The organism is Ferriphaselus sp. R-1 (assembly GCF_000746095.1).
GTDB lineage: Bacteria > Pseudomonadota > Gammaproteobacteria > Burkholderiales > Gallionellaceae > Ferriphaselus.
This window is the reverse complement of sequence record NZ_KN050807.1, coordinates 26,569-42,561: the sequence shown is the minus strand read 5'-3', so window position 1 is coordinate 42,561 and position 15,993 is coordinate 26,569. Positions and strand designations below refer to the sequence as shown.

Here is a 15,993-nt window from a genome sequence, read left to right as displayed (position 1 = left end):
CTCAGTGGGCGGGACGCTTCATGAAGGTGATGACGTTGGAGCCGGGCGCGTTCTTGCTGTCGCACGAGCCCTCGCCCACGCCGAGCAGCTGTTCGGCCTCGTGCAGCAGGTTGATCACATCGACGTAGTGTTTCTGTTTGACCATCATCAGCGCAGTATAACCGCCTTCGTTGCGCGCCAGCACGTCGGCTCCCGCATTCAGCAGCACCTCGACCACGGCGGTCTCGCCATAGCCTGCCGCCAGCATCAGAGGGCGCACGCCGTAACCGATGGGCGCTTCGATGTTCGCCCCCGCCCGGATCAAGGCTTGCACGATCTCAGCGAAGCCCTGCTTCAGCGCGGGGTTGTACACCGCCCGGGTCAAGGCCGACCAGCCGGAAGCATCCACTGCATCGACCTCCACGCCCGCCGCCAGCAACAGCTCGACCATGGCCAGATCGCCGCGCTGTGCCGCCAGCATCAGTAATGTGTTGCCTGCGGCATCGCGCGTCTTGGCATACGCGCCGGAGGCCAGGATCGCCCGTACCGTCATCAACTTGCCGGCGTTCACCGCCTCCAACAGCTCCTCAGACATGATGTTCTACTCGCTTCGTTGTGGATGGAACCAGGCCAGCTTGTCGCGCAAGGTGACCACGCCGCCGATGATGATGAGCGTGGGCGCTTGTGGCTTCTCGCGTTCGGCGATCTCCGGCAGAGTCGCCAGCGTACCGCTGATGACGCGCTGCGTGGGCTGCGTGCCGTGCTGCACGATGGCGATGGGCGTAGTGTCGGGCAGACCGTGCTCGATCAGCTTGCCGCACAGCGTATCCAGCCCGTGCAAGCCCATGTACACCACCACGGTCTGGCGCGGACGGGCGAGCTGCTCCCAGTCCAGGTTCATCGTGCCGTCCTTGAGGTGGCCAGTGACAAACACGCAGGACTGCGCATGGTCGCGGTGGGTGAGCGGGATACCTGCATACGAAGCCACGCCGGACGCGGCGGTGATGCCTGGCACCACCTGGAAGGCGATGCCTTCTGCTGCCAGCGTTTCGATCTCTTCGCCTCCGCGTCCGAAGATGAACGGGTCACCGCCCTTGAGTCGCAGCACGCGCTTGCCCTCTTTCGCCAAACGCACCAGCAGCAGGTTGATCTCTTCCTGTTGCAGCGTGTGGTCGTTGCGCTTCTTGCCGACGAAGATGCGCTCGGCATCGCGCCGCGTCATATCGACGATGGGCTTGGACACGAGGTTGTCATACACTACCACGTCGGCCTTTTGCATCAGGCGTAGCGCGCGGAAGGTGAGCAGATCGGGATCGCCGGGACCGGCACCGACCAGATACACCTCGCCGCGCACGATGTTGTCTTCGTCCGCCAGCATCTGCTCCAACATCGCTTCGGCGCTGGCTTCGTCGCCGGTCAGCACCTTCTCGGCGATCACGCCGTCGAACACGTTCTCCCAGAAGATACGGCGCTTGGCAGGGTTGGTCACACGCTGCTTGACGGCGGTACGGAAACGCTCGGCGAAACCGGCCAGACGGCTGTAGTTCTGCGGGATCACGGTCTCCATCTTGCCGCGCATCATGCGCGTCAGCACGGGCGACGCGCCACCGCTGGAGAACGCCACCATCAGCGGCGAGCGGTCGAGGATGGCGGGCATGATGAACGAGCACAGTTCGGGATCGTCCACCACATTCACCGGGATGTTGCGCGCCTGCGCCTGCGCCGAGACTTGCTTGTTCACCTCGCGGTCGTTGGTCGCAGCGATGACCAGCTTCACGCCATCGAGATGGGTGGCCTCGAAACGCGCGATGACGGCCTCGACAGCGCGATGCGCCGCCAGCTCTGCATCGATTTCGGGGGCAACCACACGTACTTTCGCACCCGCTTCGAGCAGTACACCCGCCTTGCGTGCGCCGACGCTACCGCCGCCGACGACGAGACAGAGTGTGTTCTTCACATTGGCAAAGATAGGCAGAAAGTCCACGTTATGCCTTTATCGACTTGAGTATCAGCGGCACCAGTGCCTCGGGCAGCTTGATCTTGCCGGCCAGCGCAAAGTCGTGCGCGCGTTCAGACATCTTGTCCCAGGTCTTTTTGATGATGACGATCCACTTGGCTTCGTCGTAGTCTGGATGCTGCCCGGCGAACGCCAACATGTAATGCTCGATGAACACCAGATCCACCACATCTTCCATCAACTGCGTCTCGGGGTTGCTCTTCAGCTCCTTCTTGCCGACGATGGTCTTGACGCGCTCTATCATCGCGTCGTCATAGCCCACGTGTTTCATCAGCGCCCCCGCCGTTTCGGCATGGAATTTATACAAGTTGGTGCGCCACAGCATGTAGCCCTTCTTGTCCATAGCGTAATCGCTGCGCGGGCTTTTCCAGCGCTGGATGTGTTGCGCGCGGCAAGCCAGCTTGACCGCCTCGGATGCGTCGGGCGCATAGCGCTCCTGCATCTCGCTCATGCGCTGCGCGTACAGCAACTCCTTGGGATATTCCTTACCTTCGAAGACTTCCTTGTTTGGATCTTCGGCGTTGGCCTGGTCGAATGCCGCGATGGCGGCCTGATACAGCGTGCTGGTCATGATGCTCTCTCGTTAAGGGTTGAAATCGGCTCCCGGTGTTCTTTGCAGCGACGCACGAAGCCAACGAAACGGGTCGCCCAATAGCAACTGCCGATGGTGCGCAGGTGCGTGTAGGAAGCCAGCAGATTGTTCACCACCAGCCCATCCCGGTCGCCGTCGATGCCGTAACCGCGCTCGACATGGTAAGCGAAACGGCTGTCTTGCGGCAGGTTGTCCAGCTTCGAATAGTGGAACTCATGGGCGCGGATCTGCTTTGCAGGCATGTCCGGTCGTGGCCAGGGATGCGTCTCATCCTCTTTCAGGTGGACATAGCCACGCCCGATGGGCTTGGCGTGCATGGTCACATCACCGGGAATGGCACCGACCATCGCGTAGCTGCGCCCTGCGTCAGTGATGCTGCGCGACAAGTACATCAAGCCGCCACATTCCGCGTAGGCGGGCAATCCCGCTGCGATAGCCTGGGCGATCTCGCCGCGCAGACTGGCATTCGCTTCCAGCTCGACCGCGCAAGCCTCGGGGAAGCCACCCCCGATATACAGACCGTCCACTGGCGGCAGATGCGCGTCGCTCAGCGTATCGAAAGGCACCAGCTCCGCCCCCGCCGCCTCCAGCGCATCGAGGTCGTCGGCGTAATAGAAACCGAAGGCACGGTCGCGCGCGATGGCGATGCGCACAGGAGTTTGAAGATTGCTTTTCACGTTTGCCTCCTCTCCCTCTGGGAGAGGATTGAGGTGAGGGCTTTGGAGCGGCACCGCCATCGACTCCTTCTGCGACAACGCAAGCAACCTGTCCAGATCGACCTGCTCGGCGATAGCCTCACCGATCTGCTTGATCTTGGCGGTGGCGACATGCGATTCGTTGCTGGGCATCAGCCCGAGATGGCGCTCGATGATGGACAGGCGCTCGTCATGCTGGATCGCACCGATCACCGGCACGTCGGTGTAATGCTCGATGACCTGACGCAATTTGGACTCGTGACGACGCCCGCCGAGGTTGTTGAGGATGACTCCGGCGATGTTGATGTCGCGGTCGAAGGCCTGATAGCCCAGGATCAGCGGCGCGATGCCGCGCGTCATGCCGCGTGCGTCTATCACCAGGATCACCGGCAGGTCGAGCAGCTTGGCCAAGGCGGCGTTGCTGTTGCTGCCATCCAGCGCGAGGCCGTCGTACAGTCCCTTGTTGCCCTCGACGAGGTTCACTTCGGACGCATGGCGCGCGAAGGTAGAGACGACATCGTCGTTCTCCATCAGGTAGAGGTCGAGGTTGCGACAGGGATGACCCGCCGCCTGCCCCAGCCACATCGGGTCGATGTAGTCCGGCCCTTTCTTGAACGACTGCACGACGAGGCCGCGCGCGGCCAGCGCCGCACACAGGCCGATGCTGACCGTGGTCTTGCCAGAGGATTTATGTGCTGCCGAAATGAGCATGCGATTCATGGCAGCCTTTCAGGGGTTCAATCGGCGATGTAAGCCTTGTCTTGCGGCATGAAATTCAGCACGCGCACGCTGACGGTAGTGATGATGAACGCGATCGCCAGGCCGCCAAAGCCGAGCATGATCTCGTAGATCGATGGCTCGTAGTGCGCGATCTGGCCGTCGCCGAAGCTGCTGCTCGCCACATAGCCGGGGAAGATGTTCAGCGGGAACGCCTGACCGCCGATGATGAACACGTACAGGAACGCGAACCCGCCCAGCACGACCAGGGCCGAGGCCATCATCACGCAACGGGTGTCACCCAGGCCGGGCGCGTAGATCAATCCCAGCGGCACTGCGTTACCGAACAGCACGTAGCCTATCCAGAACATCATGGTGTACGTGCCGCCCTCGTGCAGGATGAAATTCTCGAACGCAACCTGATGCGCGAAATACAGGTTGGTCATGTGATAGACGGCGACCATGTACAGCGAGGCGATGACGAACACGCCCAGCAGGTTCTTCTTGCGGCGCAAGATCGCCGGATCCAGTGTCTTCTCGTTCCATGCGTAGATGGTGGTCTGCACCAGATGGAACACCGCCAGCCCCCAGGCGAAAGACAGCACGATGAACATCGGCGGCAGCAGCGCCGAGCCGTAGGCCTGACGCGCAGTCAGGAAGGCGAAGATCAGCCCGGTACCCGTGGTGAGCACGAAACGCCAGGCGAACACCGCAAAACCAGCCGGTTTGGACCAGACATGCATGCGCCGCTCCATCATCGTCCACAGATAGACGATCACCAGCGAGAACATGCCGGAATACAGCACCACGTTCCAGGCGAACACCGAAGTCGAGTTGTAGTTGGTGGCGGCGACGATGATCCGATCCGGACGCCCCAGATCCAGCATCAGTACGGTCAATCCACCAGACAACATGGCGATGGACAACAGGCTGGCCAAGGGCGCGCGCGCCTTGTACACGGCCTTGCCGAACACCGAGCCTATGGAGGCGACGTTGAGCACGCCGGATGCGGCGACGATCAGGAAGATGGCGAACACATGCGGCAGTCCCCACACAATCTGGTTGTTCATACCGCTGATGATGTGGCCGTGCTCTTCCATCATGTGCACAGCGTACAGACCGGCCAAGGCCACCAACCCGCCCGCAGCCAGCAGCAGGTAGTACAGCTTGTTCTTGTATCTGAGTGATTCGGGAGTGGGCATGGTTACATTCCTTGGTAGCGGATGCCGGGGTTCAACCCGAGATCGGCGCGGATCTGCGAGGTGGCCACCGTGCGGATGCGTTTGGAGATCTCGCTCTCGGGATCGTTCAGGTCGCCGAACAGGATGGCGTTATGCCCGGCCTTGGCGCAGGCCTCCATGCAGGCGGGTGACTCGCCGCGATCCACCCGATGCACGCACAGCGTACAACTCTCCACCGTCCCCTTGCCGCGCGGCACCTCGGGATTCTGGTCATGCAGCTCTTCGTGCACGAAGGAACGCGCCTTGTACGGGCAGGCCATCATGCAATAGCGACAGCCGATGCAGCGGTGCTTGTCCACCAGCACGATGCCGTCTGCACGCTTGAACGAAGCCTGCGTTGGACAGACATCCACGCAGGGCGGCTGCTCGCAGTGTTGGCACATCATCGGCAGATTGAGACTGCGGCCAGAGCGCATATCCTTCAGCTCGACCTTGCGTATCCATTGCGAGTCGGTCGATTTCTTGCCGCCGGACAATCCGTTCTCGGTACTGCAGGCCGTCACGCAATCGTCGCACCCTTCCTTGCACTGGTTGGAATCGATCAGCATGCCCCAGCGCACCTTGCTGGAGGCAGGCTTGCCGTCATTGCCCGCCTTCACGTCATACAGCATCACGCCGGGAGCGATGGCGATGCCCGCCATGGCGAGCGCCTTGCCCATGAACTGGCGACGGTCGTTGTTGATCTCGCTCATTTCACACCTCCGGCAGCCTTGCGCGGCTTGCTGCTGTGGCACTCGAAGCAGTCCGGCTTGACCGCTGCGTACTCGTGACACCCCTGGCAGAAGTTCTCGCTACTGCCCAGCACGCTGTTGTTCTTCTTGCTGGCGTGGCAATCCACGCAGTCAGCCAGACTGTATTTACCACCACGGATACCCTTGCGCGTGGTCTCGTCGCGCTGGTGACGGATCAGCTCATAGTGATGGCTGCGCATGGTCGCTTCATCCTCCACGCACTTGCCCCCCTTGCCGATGTCCAACTTGGGCGTGAACGAACTCTCATGCGCGCTCGCCGTGCAGCTCAGGCTACAGGCAAGCAGTATCGTGGTGAGCAATCTCAGCATCTGGCGCTCTCTATTCCCCAAGACCCATCTGGATATAGCCCGTCGGGCAGACATCGGCGCAGATGTGGCAACCGATGCACTTGTCGTAGTCAGTCTTCACATAGCGGCCCGTCGTGGCCTCGCTCTTCTTCACGCGCGACACGGCGGTCTGCGGGCAGTACACCACGCAGTTGTCGCACTCGAAGCACATGCCGCAACTCATGCAGCGCTTGGCCTCGGCTTGCGCCTCCTTCTCGGTGAGCACGCCCAGACGCTCGTCGAAATTGCCCAGCGCGCTCTCCTTGTCCAGTGTCACGACATGGCGATGGTTGCGCGCCACATAGCCGAAATGCCCGAGGAACAGCTTGTCGTGCGGGATGATGTAACGGTCGGAACGGTTGTCGAAGTTGTGCACCGCGACGTTGGAGTTGCAAGTGCCGCGCAGCGGCTCGGTGGCCTGCTTGACCTCGATGCCCTTCTCGGCCAGCTTGCGCATCAGGTCGAACTGGTGCGCGTCGATCTTGGGGCGCTTCTCCAGATCGCGTCCCAGCAGGAAGTTATGGATGCCGTCCGCCGCGATGGAGCCGTGGCCGATGGCCGTGGTCAGCAGGTGCGGGCGGATCACGTCGCCGCCGGCGAACACGCCCTGCTGGCCGTTCACCACATAGTTGCGGTCGGTGGACACTGCGCCCTTGCCGTTGTTGAACTCTTCCAGGCCGGTGAAATCCACCGCCTGCCCGATGGCGGACACGATCAGGTCGGCTTCGATGTCCTGCTCGGTGCCTTCGATGGTCTTCAGATCCAGACGACCGCCCACCAGCTTGGCTTCGCACTGAGCCACGCGCAGCGCGGTGGCACGACCATCCGCACCACGCACGATACCGACCGGTACCAGACTGCCGCGTATGTGGATGCCTTCGGCCAACGCCTGTTCGATCTCGTGCTTGTTCGCCTGCATCTTGTCGATGTTGAACACCGAGGTCAGCGTCACCTCTGCGCCCTGCTTGGCCGAGATGTCGGCCACGTCATGCGCCATGCGTCCGGCGATGGCCAGCTCGGCATCGGTGGGTTTGGCGTGTTCAATATGGCCCAGACGTCGCGCCACGGTCGCCACGTCGATGGAGGTATCGCCACCGCCGACCACCACCACGCGCTTGCCGACATGCTGCAAGCGACCGTCATTAAAGGCTTTCAGGAAGGCGGTCGCCGTCACCACATTGGGTGCTTCGGCATCCGCGATGGGCAGTGCACGTCCCGCCTGTGCGCCCATGCCGAGGAACACCGCATCGAACTCTTGGCGGATCTGTTCCAGCGTGACATCTTTGCCCACGTGGCAGTTCAGGCGTGTTTTCACACCCAGATCGAGGATGCGCTGGATCTCCGCATCGAGCACGTCGCGCGGGGTACGGAAGCCGGGGATGCCATAGCGCATCATGCCGCCGAGGAACTCATGCTCGTCGAAAATGGTGACTTCGTGCCCCTTCAGCGTCAGCTGGTAGGCGACCGACAGGCCAGCCGGGCCGCCGCCCAACACCGCCACCTTCCTGCCGGAAGCAGCCACATCCGGCTTGTTGAACTTGAGGTTGTTGGCGATGGCGTATTCGCCCAAGAAGTGCTCAACCGAATTGATGCCGACGTGGTCTTCCACTTCGTTGCGGTTGCAGCCGGATTCGCACGGGGCCGGGCACACGCGCCCCATCACCGACGGGAACGGGTTGGCTTCGGTCAGGCGACGCCAGGCGTATTCCTGCCACGGCATGATCGCTGTCTTGCCGTCGGCACCGACCGGCACCTTCTCGGTACCGCGCACGATGGCCAGGTAGCCACGGATGTCCTCACCTGCCGGACAGCTGCCCTGGCACGGCGGCGTGGACTGGATATAGGTCGGGCACTTGTACGAATGGCTGGCCTGGAAGATCTTCTGATTCAGGCGACGCACCTTGCTGTCGCCATCCTTGTAGCGACGGAACGTGAGATTTTGCGGGGTTTCATTTGTTGCCGACATATCCAGTCTCCAGTGTTGTTACCTGCTATTTATCACCCAGGATGATCGCGTTGCTGACCAGCTGGTGCACCCCGCCCACCATGCGGCGGTCGAATCCATAGATCGGCATGACCTTGGTGAATTGCGCCTTGCAGATGGCGCAGATGGTCGCCATGAAGTTCACGCCATGCACATCAACGGTCTCCTGCAGCACCTCCATCCGGGGCAGCGCGCCCTTGACGCGCAGGTCGATCAGGTCGTCGGTGAGCAGGCCACCACCGCCGCCGCAGCAGAACGTCTGCTCGCGGGTGGTGCCGTCGCGCATCTCGACATAGTTGTTGGCCACGGCCTTGATGATGTTGCGCGGAATCTCGAACTGGCCACCGGCGAAATCGCCCATGCGCGAGCCGCGCGCCACGTTGCAGGAATCGTGGAAGGTGATGATGTGCTTGTCGTTCTTCGACTTGTCGAAGCTCAGCCGCTCGTCCTGGATCATGTCCCAAGTGAACTCGCAGATGTGCGTCGGCTGTTTGTAGCGGTGATCGAGCTGCTTTTGCAGCATCTGGGCGAAACGGTCGTTGGCATCGGCCCCGTCGCCCACGCCGGTCAGCGTGTTCCAGAAACTGTAGGCCACGCGCCAGGCATGGCCGCACTCGCCCACCACGATGCGCTTCACGCCCAGTTCCAGCGCCGCCTCGCGGATGCGCAGGGCGATCTTGCGCAGTTGCTCGTAATTGCCGATGAACATACCGAAGTTGCCCGCCTCGGAAGCCATCGAGGACAGGGTCCACGACGTGCCGGTGGCATGGAACACCTTGGCGTAGCCGATGAGCGAGTCGATATGCGGCTCGGCGAAGAAGTCGGCGGACGGCGTGATCAGCAACACTTCCGCGCCCTTCACGTCCATCGGGAAGCGGATATCGATGCCGGTGGCATCCTTCACGTCTTCCTCCAGCCCTTCCAGCGTGTCTTGCAGCGCAGGCCCCGGCAGACCGAGGTTGTTGCCGATGCGGTGCACCTTGCCGATGATCTCGTTGGAGTATTTCTGGCCGTAACCGACGGAGTCGAGTATCTCGCGCGCCGCCATGGTCACTTCGGCAGTGTCGATGCCGTAGGGGCAGAACACCGAGCAGCGGCGGCATTCGGAACACTGGTTGAAATAGTTGTACCACTCGTCCAGCACTTCGCGCGTCAGGTCGCGCGCGCCGACCAGTTTGGGGAACAGCTTACCGGGCAAGGTGAAGTAGCGACGATACACGCTGCGCATCAGGTCCTGGCGCGCCACCGGCATGTTCTTGGGATCTTGCGTGCCAATGAAATAGTGGCACTTGTCGGAGCAGGCGCCGCAGTGCACGCAGGCATCCATGTACACCTTGAGCGAGCGGTACTTGCTCAGCAACTCGCCCATCTTGGCAATGACCGCGTCGTGGGTCTCCTGCCAGTTCTCTGCCATCTTGCCGGGGAAACCGATGGCCTCGTTGATCTTCTCATTGGCGACGAACGGGCCCTTCCCTTCCATGGCTCCGGGCTTCAGGGCCGGGATGATGGGAATGATGCGGTAAGCGGGTGCAGCGACATCTGCCATCTTAGTTCTCCGATTCCAGCTTGGCGGCCCAGGCACTCAGATGGCGCTTCTCGCGCGGATCGTCGGTCTGATTGCGGGTGGGCGAGAAAAAGACGCCTGGCGCATGCAGCAATTTGCTGAACGGGAAGATCGCCAGGAGCGCCATGACAGAAAACAGATGCAGCGCGAGTATCGCGTCTGCCGGCAGCGGCTGGATACTGAAGTGCAACCAGCCCAGGAAGAAACCCTTCACGGCGACCACGTCGGTGTGGGTGATGAACTTCATCGTCAGGCCGCTGGCTGCGATGCCCATCAGCAACACCAGCATCAGGTGGTCGGACAAGGTGGAGATGTAGCGGATGCGCTCGACGAACAGGCGTCGTGCCCACAACCCGCCCAGACCGGCCAGCATGGTGATGCCCGCATAGGCACCAAAGGGCTGGATCAGGGCCACCCAGCCCCAGACGGGCTCGGTGAAATATCGCAGATGGCGCAGCAACACCAGCGCCAGACTGCCGTGGAACAGTGCGCTCATCGCCCAGGTCCACAGATTGGCCTTGAACAGACTCTCGAAGAACAGGACTTCGCGCGTCATGCGCAACACCACGCCGGTTTGAGTCGTCGGGGCGGGTGTCGTGGGAATCTTCAGCGGCACCGGTGTGTTGGCATAGCCGCGTATGCGTTGGAACAGCCCAACGACGAACAGCAGGGTCGTCGCGTAGAGCAGGATCGCAAAGAGTAGGCTCATATTATCAGTGCTGAGTGCTGAGTTCTAAGGGCTGAGTGCCGAGCCCCTGAGTACCGAGCACTCGATACTCGGCACTCGGTACTCGGAACTGTCTGTTAGACGCAACCGGTAGGCTTGGGCAGACCGGCGATCTTGCAGGCTTGCTTGCCGGGGCCATACGGGAACAGGCCGTACAGGTATTCGCTGTTGCCCTTGTCCGCACCCAGCTTCTTGCCGATGGCCTTGGTCAGCACACGCACGGCGGGAGCGATCTGATATTCCTCGAAGTATTCGCGCAGGAAGTTGATGACTTCCCAGTGCTGGTCGTTCATCTCGATGTTCTCGGTACCGGCGATATAGTTCGCAATGTCGGAGTTCCAGTCCGACAGATTGACGAGATAACCTTCTTCGTCTGTTTCGTAGCTGTTACCACCGACTTCGATATTGGCCATGCTAGTTCTCCTTGGTAAGAATTGTTGATCACAGCCAGGACTGGCTGGTTTTGTTGCTGACGGTGAGTTCGACAAAACCGCTGTAATCCACCGGCGTCACACCTTCAGCCAAGCGGTCGCCCAGACCACGCGCTTCCAGGTCCGGCATCAGCACGTGTATCTTGAAGCGGCCCATGGCGGATTGCAACTTGGCTTCCGCTGCGCTGCCGCGCGTTGCCGCATACACGGCATCTTCGATCAGCAGCACGTCGCCGCCGGTCGCCGTATTCAGGCAGCTCTCCAGCGTGACGCTGGTCAAGGGTGATTTATTGACGATATGTAGCATCTGCTCCCCCTTAGAAACTCAAGACCACGTCTTGCTCATCCATCAACGCGCCCATCTCGGCACGGCTGAGCACGGTGACATCCACCAGCAGATCGTCTTCACTCAGGCCGCGCGCTTCCAGCGCCTCCTGCTCGACGTACAGCTTCTCGATGTCATAGCCTTCCAGCGCACGGTAGGCGGGCGAGAAGTTCTTGGTCTCGATGCCCTTGGTCTGCTGGCCTTTCTTCAACTGATAGACGCCGTCGTCCATGAACACCAGCGACACATCCTGATCGAAGGCGGCGGTGATCAGCACCACTTCCAGCGATTCCAGTGCGTAGATCGTGCCGTAAGGCGCCTTGCGGTTCACGAACATGAATTTTTTGGTATCACTCATCCCGCTCTCCTCAATCGCCGAAGGTGACCAGACGGTCACACTGGATGCCTGCCTCGACCAACTGGCCGAGACCGGAGATGCGGAAGCCCGCCGCCAGATTCTCATCCTTGATGCCGCGCCGCAACGCAGCCGCTACGCACACCACCAGATCGACCTTGTGCTCGTCGGCCAGCTTGCTCCAGCGGTTGACGATGTTGCGGTCGTCCTGCGGCGGCTCGGTCAGGCGCGACGCGTTGTTCACGCCATCATGGTAGAAGAACACGCGCCACACTTCGTGACCGGCGGCGATGGCCGCCTTGGCGAACAGATAGGCCGAATCACTGGCTTGATGCTGGTACGGCCCTTCATTCACAACGATTCCGAATTTCATTCCGAAGTCCCCTCAGAAGCGGATGTGGGTCGAAGCATTCAGGTTGGCACGCGAACCGCGCCAATCGTCGATCAGGTACTTGGTGAACGGCAGCCCGGTCTTCTCGAAGAAGCGCGGCCAGCCGATGCGGTCGATCCAGTCGGCCATGCGCTCCCAGGGACGGGCATCCGCCTTGTACACGCTGATGATGTTCTTCACCACCTCGGCCACTTCCGGCCAGCGCGGTGCGTTGTTGGGCAGACCGGAGGCGACCATCTTCATGAAGGTCGGCTTGCCGCGCGCATTGGAGTTCTTGCCGCCCACCCAGATGGCCAGCTTGGAGTTCTCCGGGTCGTTGATCTGCATCGGCGGGCACGGTGGGTAACACGCGCCGCAGCACATACACTTGGATTCGTCGATCTCCAGCGAAGGCCTGCCGTTGACCATGGCCGGGCGGATCGCAGCAACTGGGCAACGCGCCACCACGGTCGGGCGTTCGCACACATTGGCGACCAGGTCGTGGTTAATGACCGGCGGCTTGGTGTGCTGCACGATAATGGCGATGTCGGCCTGACCGCCACAGTTGATCTCGCAGCAAGAAGTCGAAAGGTGCACACGGTTGGGCATCTCTTCGCGCACGAACTCGTGATGCAGCTCGTCCATCAGCGCCTTCACCACGCCGGAAGCGTCAGTGCCGGGGATGTCGCAGTGCAGCCAGCCCTGGGTGTGGGCGATCATGGTCACCGAGTTGCCGGTGCCACCCACGGGGAAGCCATTCTTTTCCAGCTCGGCGATCAGCGGAGCGACCTTGGCCTCTTCCGACACGATGAATTCGATGTTGGAGCGGATGGTGAAACGCACGCGGCCTTCGGCGTAGTTGTCGGCGATGTCGCACAGCTTGCGTATGGTGTAGACATCCATCTGGCGCTGTGTACCGGCACGCACCGACCACACTTCGTCTCCGCCGTGGGCGACGTGGTGCAGCACGCCGGGACGCGGACGATCATGATATTTCCAGTCACCGTAGTTCTTGGCCAGCGTCGGATGCAGGAACTTCTTGTTCTCCGGTACGCCGGTCTCCTTGGGCTTGCGCTTCTGTGCGGGCGCGGCAGCTTGAACAGCTTGATTCATCGTCATTCTCCAGAATTAGGCGGCTTGTTTCTTGGCGTTGATCTTGGCGACTTCGTCATCCCAGCCATCGGTACGGACATAGGGGTTCATGCGCGGCGAGTTGACCATCGCCGGATCGACGTCGATCTCCATCGCATCCAGGAAGTTGGTCAAACCGATACGCTCGATCATCTCGCCGGTGCGTTCGTGTTCCAGCGCGTTCTCGGCGAAGAACTCGATGGTGCGCTGGGCGAAATCGACCAGTTGCTCCACGCCTTCGTCCGTATCCAGCTTGATGAACGGGATCACCACCGTCCCCATCAAACCGCCGATCTTCAGATGACTCTTGCCGCCCACCAGCACGGTCGCGCCCTTGTCCTTGCCCGGAGCCAGCGCGCCGGTCATCACGTTGACGCAGTGCATACAGCGCACACAGTCCTGATTGCTGATCTCCACACCATGCGTGTCGCTCACAGCCACGGTCGATGTATGTTCGCCCGCCTTGATCTTGGACAATTCCTTGACCTGAAAGGCCTTGGTCGGACAACGGGCAACCACGTCATTCACCAGCTCATCCATGCCGTGCTTGGCGAACCACTTCTTGGCCAGCGCCTCGTCGGTGCGGATGTTGTCGCGCCAAGTGCCGATCACGGCCATGTCGGCGCGCTGCACCGAATTCATGCAGTCATTGGAACAACCGGAGAACTTGAACTTGAACTTGTACGGCAGCGAGGGACGGTGGATGTCGTCCAGGAAGGTGTTCAGCACGGCGCGGTGCACCTTGGCTTCGTCGTAGCAGGACTGCTCGCAGCGGGCCGCCCCCACGCAGGACATCGCGGTACGCACCGCCGGGCCCGCACCGCCCAGATCGAAACCCATCTCGTTGAATTCGTCGAACGCATGCTGCACGTTCTCGGTGGTCGCGCCCTGGAACATGATGTCGCCGGACTGGCCGTGGAAAGCGATCAGGCCGGAGCCGTGCTTCTCCCAGATGTCACAGAACTGGCGCAGGGTGGCGGTATCGTAGTGCATGCCGGGCGGAGGCATCACGCGCAGGGTGTGGAACTCGGCGGCATCCTTGAACTTGGGCGTACCGTCCTCGTTCTTCAGCTCGGTGAAGCGCGGGATCACGCCGCCGCCGTAGCCGTACACACCGACCGTACCGCCCTTCCAGTAGCCTTTGCGGGTCTTGTAGGACTCTTCCAACTGGCCGAGCAGATCGACAACGTAATCCTTGTCCTTGGCCAGTTCTTTCAATCCGGTGACGAAACTGGGCCAGGGGCCGGTCTCCAGCTGATCGAGGTTGGGGGTATCATGCAGCTTCTTCGCCATAATGGTTCCTTTCAGTCGAATCGGGTAAATACCCGACCCCTTGATTGCAATGACTCGGTTAAAGGTTTGGAGCGGTAATACGATCGATCGACTGAACCTTTGCTGTCTGGCGCAACCGTCTCTTGATGGACACGCATACTACGAGGCATCACACCGGCTAACCATCACCCGTAGCGGCTATTTTTCATAACCCTTACGGGTGGTCCTGTGCCACCCCCGGTAGTATTTCAAAGCCGACTGGATTGGCGATAGACTCGCGGCTCATCGTTCGCACTTGGCATCGACTCCAGAAATGGCAGAAATCACCGGATTGGCAAAATTCAAGATACCGCTCGGCAGCCAGGAGATCGAGCTGCAGCAGATCGACCATGCCGAGGGCGGCATGAGTCTGTTGCGCATCCGCATCCGCGAGGGAAAACGCTTCACCATCTTCGACATCGACCCGGCCAGCGCCGAGCAATGGGCCAGCGCCATGCATGCCTGGGCGAAGTCGCAGGAGGGCAAGTGACGCTCTCCCTCGCCAGCATGACCGACATGATGTTCGACCTGGCAGGCGACTCGCTGCCCGCCGACTATCATGTCGCGCTCTGGCACGAGCTGGTCCGCATTGAGCCCGCGCTGGCGCACGATGGTCGCATCGGCCTGCTGCCGCTGCGCACCGCCGAGACCGGCGAGCTCCACCTGCTACCCAAGCGCGCCAAGCTGACGCTGCGGGTACCACATGAGCAGGCCCAGGCCACGCTGGCGCTGGTCGGTGCGCGGCTGAATGTGTCCGGCCACCCGATCACGCTGGGCGCAGGCAAGTCGCGCCCGCTCCAGTCCTACCCCACGCTGCACGCCCATCTGGTCGCTGGCGATACGGACGAGGTCGTGTTCATGCAGCAAGTCGTGGCGGAACTGGCCGAGTTGGGTGTACAGGCGCAATCCATCTGCGGTCGGCCTGGACGACTCTGTGACGGCGGACGAACCATAGCCGGTTTCAGCCTGGTGCTGCACGACCTCAAGCCGGAAGCCTCGCTGCGTCTGCAGTGCGCCGGCATGGGGAAGGCGCGCCATTACGGCTGCGGCGTGTTCGTGCCGTACAAGGCCATCTCCAGTCTGGAATGATGTTTTTACTTGAAAAAGGAGCAAGCAATGAGCTACGTAGTCGCAGGGAACGAGATCGAGACCGATGACGAGGGGTATCTGCTGGAGCCTGATTTCGGCGAAGAGATCGTCGCTGTCGTCGCCGCCGCCGAAGGCATCGAACTGACCCCCAAGCACTGGGAGATCGTCAACTACATGCGCGACGAATATCGCGAGAACGGCCACACGCCCAACTTCCGCAACATGCTGAAAGGCATCAACGAGTTCTGGCCGGAAGCCGACAGCAAGGCGCTGTATGATCTTTTCCCCGTCGGCCCGGCCAAGCAGGCCGCCAAGGTCGCCGGGCTGCCACAACCCAAGGGCAAGGGCGGCTACTGAGGCCCTGCCGAATCACGGCTTTCAAGGAGA

19 protein-coding genes are annotated in these 15,993 nt (G+C 61.4%); 3 read left to right on the top strand and 16 right to left on the bottom strand.

Features of this window, described 5'->3' with window-relative positions; all coding sequences use genetic code 11:
• Position 1: 1 nt before the first annotated feature.
• The 16 genes from DM08_RS11090 to dsrA form a co-directional block, all read right to left on the bottom strand.
• A complete protein-coding gene (locus tag DM08_RS11090; protein WP_035384723.1) occupies positions 2–574 on the bottom strand; it encodes an ankyrin repeat domain-containing protein in 573 nt (190 codons plus the stop codon).
• 6 nt (positions 575–580) lie between these two features.
• Complete coding sequence (gene cysG, locus DM08_RS11085) at positions 581–1,963, bottom strand: siroheme synthase CysG (protein ID WP_035384722.1); 1,383 nt, start codon at positions 1,961–1,963, stop codon at positions 581–583.
• 1 nt (position 1,964) lies between these two features.
• Complete coding sequence (locus DM08_RS11080; protein ID WP_035384721.1) at positions 1,965–2,567, bottom strand: DUF4202 domain-containing protein; 603 nt, start codon at positions 2,565–2,567, stop codon at positions 1,965–1,967.
• Positions 2,564–4,003: a cobyrinate a,c-diamide synthase gene (locus DM08_RS11075; protein WP_035384720.1), complete on the bottom strand. Its 1,440-nt coding sequence runs from the start codon at positions 4,001–4,003 to the stop codon at positions 2,564–2,566. Before DM08_RS11075 ends, DM08_RS11080 begins: the two co-directional genes overlap by 4 nt.
• 17 nt (positions 4,004–4,020) lie before the next feature.
• The gene (gene nrfD, locus DM08_RS11070) at positions 4,021–5,202 is read right to left on the bottom strand and encodes an NrfD/PsrC family molybdoenzyme membrane anchor subunit (protein ID WP_035384719.1); all 1,182 of its coding nucleotides are present in this window, start codon (positions 5,200–5,202) and stop codon (positions 4,021–4,023) included.
• Positions 5,203–5,204: 2 nt separating this feature from the next.
• Entirely contained in the window at positions 5,205–5,933 is a 729-nt protein-coding gene (gene dsrO / locus DM08_RS11065; protein ID WP_035384718.1) for a sulfate reduction electron transfer complex DsrMKJOP subunit DsrO, read from the bottom strand.
• Positions 5,930–6,301 (bottom strand): hypothetical protein, encoded by a 372-nt coding sequence (locus DM08_RS11060; RefSeq protein WP_035384717.1) that lies wholly within the window; start codon positions 6,299–6,301, stop codon positions 5,930–5,932. Before DM08_RS11060 ends, dsrO begins: the two co-directional genes overlap by 4 nt.
• A gap of 10 nt (positions 6,302–6,311) precedes the next feature.
• Positions 6,312–8,285 (bottom strand): NAD(P)-binding protein, encoded by a 1,974-nt coding sequence (locus DM08_RS11055; protein WP_035384716.1) that lies wholly within the window; start codon positions 8,283–8,285, stop codon positions 6,312–6,314.
• 25 nt (positions 8,286–8,310) lie between these two features.
• Positions 8,311–9,849: a sulfate reduction electron transfer complex DsrMKJOP subunit DsrK gene (gene dsrK, locus DM08_RS11050; RefSeq protein ID WP_035384715.1), complete on the bottom strand. Its 1,539-nt coding sequence runs from the start codon at positions 9,847–9,849 to the stop codon at positions 8,311–8,313.
• A gap of 1 nt (position 9,850) precedes the next feature.
• Positions 9,851–10,576, bottom strand: coding sequence for a respiratory nitrate reductase subunit gamma (locus DM08_RS11045; protein ID WP_035384714.1), 726 nt, complete (start codon positions 10,574–10,576; stop codon positions 9,851–9,853).
• A gap of 95 nt (positions 10,577–10,671) precedes the next feature.
• Positions 10,672–11,007, bottom strand: a complete 336-nt coding sequence (locus tag DM08_RS11040; RefSeq protein ID WP_035384713.1) for a TusE/DsrC/DsvC family sulfur relay protein — start codon at positions 11,005–11,007, stop codon at positions 10,672–10,674.
• Between the two features lie 28 nt (positions 11,008–11,035).
• Positions 11,036–11,332, bottom strand: coding sequence for a sulfurtransferase complex subunit TusB (gene tusB / locus DM08_RS11035; protein ID WP_035384712.1), 297 nt, complete (start codon positions 11,330–11,332; stop codon positions 11,036–11,038).
• Positions 11,333–11,342: 10 nt separating this feature from the next.
• The gene (tusC, locus tag DM08_RS11030) at positions 11,343–11,708 is read right to left on the bottom strand and encodes a sulfurtransferase complex subunit TusC (protein WP_035384711.1); all 366 of its coding nucleotides are present in this window, start codon (positions 11,706–11,708) and stop codon (positions 11,343–11,345) included.
• A gap of 10 nt (positions 11,709–11,718) precedes the next feature.
• A complete protein-coding gene (gene tusD, locus DM08_RS11025; protein WP_035384710.1) occupies positions 11,719–12,078 on the bottom strand; it encodes a sulfurtransferase complex subunit TusD in 360 nt (119 codons plus the stop codon).
• 12 nt (positions 12,079–12,090) lie between these two features.
• Positions 12,091–13,188 (bottom strand): dissimilatory-type sulfite reductase subunit beta, encoded by a 1,098-nt coding sequence (gene dsrB, locus DM08_RS11020; protein ID WP_035384709.1) that lies wholly within the window; start codon positions 13,186–13,188, stop codon positions 12,091–12,093.
• A 15-nt stretch (positions 13,189–13,203) separates the two neighbouring features.
• Positions 13,204–14,499, bottom strand: a complete 1,296-nt coding sequence (gene dsrA / locus DM08_RS11015) for a dissimilatory-type sulfite reductase subunit alpha (RefSeq protein WP_035384708.1) — start codon at positions 14,497–14,499, stop codon at positions 13,204–13,206.
• Positions 14,500–14,791: 292 nt separating this feature from the next.
• Between dsrA and DM08_RS11010 the strand changes: the two genes are divergently transcribed.
• Genes DM08_RS11010 through DM08_RS11000 form a run of 3 tightly spaced genes read left to right on the top strand, consistent with a single transcriptional unit; the run spans position 14,792 to position 15,963 of the window.
• A complete protein-coding gene (locus DM08_RS11010; RefSeq protein WP_035384707.1) occupies positions 14,792–15,007 on the top strand; it encodes a DUF6967 family protein in 216 nt (71 codons plus the stop codon).
• The gene (cas6, locus tag DM08_RS11005) at positions 15,004–15,606 is read left to right on the top strand and encodes a type I-MYXAN CRISPR-associated protein Cas6/Cmx6 (RefSeq protein ID WP_161780292.1); all 603 of its coding nucleotides are present in this window, start codon (positions 15,004–15,006) and stop codon (positions 15,604–15,606) included. The genes DM08_RS11010 and cas6 overlap by 4 nt, the downstream gene beginning before the upstream one ends.
• A 27-nt stretch (positions 15,607–15,633) precedes the next feature.
• On the top strand, positions 15,634–15,963 hold the full coding sequence (locus tag DM08_RS11000) for a TusE/DsrC/DsvC family sulfur relay protein (protein ID WP_035384705.1): 330 nt from the start codon (positions 15,634–15,636) through the stop codon (positions 15,961–15,963).
• Positions 15,964–15,993: the final 30 nt, after the last annotated feature.